This window comes from Halococcus sp. IIIV-5B, assembly GCF_003602035.1.
Lineage (GTDB): Archaea > Halobacteriota > Halobacteria > Halobacteriales > Halococcaceae > Halococcus > Halococcus salsus.
The window spans coordinates 1-2919 of sequence record NZ_QZWE01000065.1; the positions used below are offsets into that span (position 1 = coordinate 1).

Sequence of the window (2919 nt, forward strand, 5' to 3'; positions counted from 1 at the left end):
CGGGGCGGTGGCGGAGTGGGGCGGGAGAGTTAGTGGTTGTTCCGCGAACGAGCGGAGCGAGTGAGCGGGCGCGAGGACGACCGTAGGGAGTCCGATGCGCTTTTGATCCACATTTTGCCAGCGAGTGAGCCGAAGGCGAACGAGCGCAGCAAAAGGTGGGGATGCGAAAGGTGGGGATCTAGGCCTCGGGCTCGATGTAGATCTTCCGCACCTGGGGGTTGGCTTCGCGGAGCGCGTCCTCGATATCGGTGATTCGCTCGTCGATCGTGGTGGTGTCGAGGCGGGGGTCGAACTCGACGTCGCCGGTCACGATGACCTCCTCGGGGCCGAAGTACACGGTTCTGAAGTCCTCGATCCGGTCGACGCCGGTCCAGCCGGCGACCACGCGCCGGAGTTCGCGTTCCTCGTTCGCGGGCAGGCTCTCGCCCATGAGGAGGCGTTTGTTCTCCCAGGCGAGCGCGAGCGCGAAGCCCATCAGGAGGATCCCGATCAACAGTGCGGAGACGGCATCGAAGATCGGGTTGCCGGTCACCCGCGAGAGGTAGACCCCGAACAGCGCGATGCCCGCGCCGGCGACGGCGATGGTGTCCTCGGTGAAGGCGGTGAGGGTGGTGACGTCGCTGGTCTTCCGGAACGCCTCGCGGAAGCTCTCCCAGCCGTGCTCCTCGCGCTGGCGCTCCATCTCGAGGTAGGCCTTCCGGAGGGCGTAGGCCTCGAAGAGGATCGCGCCGATGAGGACGGCGTAGTTGACCCAGACGCCGGGGATCTCGATCCCGATCAACGGGAGGACGGTGGTTCCCTCGCCGGGTGCGTGGGGATGCACGATGGCGTCGTAGCCGTGGCGGGCGCTCTCCCAGCCCGCGATGCCGAACAGGAGCACCGAGACGAGGAAGCTATAGAAGAACTGGGCCTTCCCGTAGCCGAACGGGTGCTGGCGGTCGGCGTCCTTGCCGGCGTAGCGGATCCCGATGAGGAGGAATATCTGGTTGCCGGTGTCGGAGATCGAGTGGTAGGTCTCCGAGAGCATCGCGGCGCTCCCGGTGATGAGGAAACCGACGAACTTCAGGATCGCGATGGCGGCGTTGGCGATGAGGGCGGCGATGACGACGGACCTGCTTTCTGCCATGACTCGTGACGCGCGCGTTCGCCAAAAGGCTCTTTCGTAGCGGGGATGACCGGACCGGTTCGGAGCGCGCTACGCTTCGGGTTCGATGTACGCGTTCCGGATCTGTGGGTTGGTCTCCATGAGCGCGTCGTTGATGGCGCTGATGCGGTCGTCGATCGTGGTGGTGTCGAGGTCGCGGTCGAACGCCACGTCGGCGGCGAGGATGACCTCCTCCGGACCGAAGTAGACCGTCTTGAAGTCGACGATCCGGTCGACACCGTTCCAGTCGGCGACGAGCTCGCGGAGACGGCGTTCTTCGGACGCCGGGAGGCTCTCACCCAGGAGGAGACGCTTGTTCTGCCAGGCGAGCGCGGCCGCGAAGCCCATCAGGAGGATCCCGATCACGAGGGCGGCGGCTCCGTCGTACATCACGTTGCCCGTCTGCTCGGTGAGGTAGATCCCGACCATCCCGATCGCCGCCGCGGCGAGCGCGAGCGAGTCCTCGGTCAACGCGGTCAGCGTCGTCACGTCGCTGGTCTTCTGAAAGGCCTCCCGGAGACCGCTCCAGTTGTGCTCGTCGATCTGGCGTTTCATCTCGGCGTAGGCCTTCTTCAGTGCGTAGAGCTCGAAGAGGATCGCGAGCGACAGCACGAGGTAGCTGATCTGTGCGCCCGAGAGCGTGACGTCGATCACCGGGAGCGTGGCGTTGCTGATGTGGAAGGTGCTCTCGCCGAAGATCGTCTCGTAACCCTTCCGCGCGCTCTCGATCCCCGCGACGCCGAACAGGAGAACGGAGACGAGAAAGCTGTAGAAGAACTGTGACTTGCCGTAGCCGAAGGGGTGTCGCTGGTCGGCGCGCTTCTTCGAGTACCGGATCCCGATGAGGAGGAAGACCTGGTTGCCGGTGTCGGAGACCGACTGGTAGGTCTCCGAGAGCATCGCGGCGCTTCCGGTGAGGAGATAGCCGATGAATTTCAGAATGGCGATGGCACCGTTGGCGATGAGGGCGGCGACGACGACGGACTTGCTCTCGGCCATTGTCCGTGACGCGCGCCTCCGCACAAAGGCTCTTTCGCCTACTCCCGGCCGCGTCGGCTCCCTCGCCCCGAACGGCGTTCAGTCGGCGCAGATGTCGACGAAGTTCCGGAGGATCCGGAGCCCCGTCTCGCCCGACTTCTCGGGGTGGAACTGGGTGCCGAAGACCGTCCCCGACTCGTCGGCGACGATGCTCGGGAAGTCGTGGCCGTAGTCGGTGGTGGCGACCACCGCCCCCTGGTCTTCGGGGTCGGCGTAGTAGGAGTGGACGAAGTAGGCGTGCTCCCCGTCCACGCCCTCGACCAGCGGGTGGTCGCGCTGGATGTCGAGTTCGTTCCAGCCCATGTGCGGCACCTTCAGGTCGCCGTCGAACCGACGGTTCCGACCGGGAACCAGGTCGAGGCCCTCGACGTCGCCCTCGCCCGCGTGGTCGGCCTCCTCGCTCGTGGTGAGGAGCATCTGCATCCCGAGACAGATCCCGAACACCGGGGTCCCGCTCTCGGCGGCGTCGAGCAACGGTTGGCGGTAGGGGTCGGCGTTCTCGACGCCCTCCCGGAACGCGCCCACGCCGGGGAGGACGATGCCGTCACACTCGGCGAACGCGTCCGGGTCGTCGGTGATCTCGACGGCGGCCCCGGCGCGTTCGAGGCCGCGCGTTACGCTCCGGAGGTTGCCGAGGCCGTAGTCGACCACGACCACGTCGGCCGTCGTGGTTCGCTGTGCTTCGAGGCTCACGGTCGTGCTTCGGACGGCCGGCGCAAAGCGTTTGCGCTAAAACC

Annotated in this window: 3 protein-coding genes; all 3 read right to left on the minus strand. The window is 66.3% G+C overall.

All coding sequences use genetic code 11. From position 1 onward, the window contains the following. Nucleotides 1–178 precede the first annotated feature (178 nt). Nucleotides 179–1126 (minus strand): cation diffusion facilitator family transporter, encoded by a 948-nt coding sequence (locus D3261_RS19360; protein WP_120075235.1) that lies wholly within the window; start codon nucleotides 1124–1126, stop codon nucleotides 179–181. Between the two features lie 69 nt (nucleotides 1127–1195). After that, complete coding sequence (locus tag D3261_RS19365) at nucleotides 1196–2143, minus strand: cation diffusion facilitator family transporter (RefSeq protein ID WP_120075237.1); 948 nt, start codon at nucleotides 2141–2143, stop codon at nucleotides 1196–1198. 78 nt (nucleotides 2144–2221) lie between these two features. Further along, on the minus strand, nucleotides 2222–2875 hold the full coding sequence (gene hisH, locus D3261_RS19370) for an imidazole glycerol phosphate synthase subunit HisH (RefSeq protein ID WP_120075239.1): 654 nt from the start codon (nucleotides 2873–2875) through the stop codon (nucleotides 2222–2224). Between the last annotated feature and the right edge of the window lie 44 nt (nucleotides 2876–2919).

Bases quoted from the DNA above. Each gene is read 5' to 3' on its own strand.
- D3261_RS19360 (WP_120075235.1), bottom strand. From the start codon at position 1,126: ATGGCAGAAAGCAGGTCCGTCGTCATCGCCGCCCTCATCGCCAACGCC.
- D3261_RS19365 (WP_120075237.1), bottom strand. From the start codon at position 2,143: ATGGCCGAGAGCAAGTCCGTCGTCGTCGCCGCCCTCATCGCCAACGGT.